Source organism: Micromonospora sp. DT227 (assembly GCF_049841835.1).
GTDB lineage: Bacteria > Actinomycetota > Actinomycetes > Mycobacteriales > Micromonosporaceae > Micromonospora.
Genome location: NZ_JBNCLA010000081.1, coordinates 1 through 286, shown reverse-complemented (window position 1 = coordinate 286; position 286 = coordinate 1). Strand labels below are relative to the sequence as shown.

Genomic DNA, 286 nt, shown 5'->3' with positions numbered 1-286 from the left:
CCCACCATCCACACCCCCCACCGACACACCCCGCACCACCGGCCAGAACCGCTGACGCTGAAACGGATAGGTCGGCAACTCAGCCGGCAGCGCGATGGCCCCGCCCACGCCCGTCGCCTCGGCCGGACCGGCGCTCGTGCCGAGCAGCGTCGGCCAGTCCACCGCTCCGCCGTGCACGTGAACGCCCGCGACTGCGGTCAGCAGTGTCCGCGGCTCGTCCCGCTCAGCTCGCAGCGCGGGTAGCCACACGTCTGTGTCGGGGGTGTCGGGGTCGGCCATCGAGGTC

Annotated in this window: 1 protein-coding gene; it reads right to left on the bottom strand. The window is 73.1% G+C overall.

The window, feature by feature from the left end:
* A partial coding sequence (locus ACLQ2W_RS33980; RefSeq protein ID WP_425792004.1) for a hypothetical protein occupies positions 1 to 286 on the bottom strand: 286 nt, incomplete at both ends.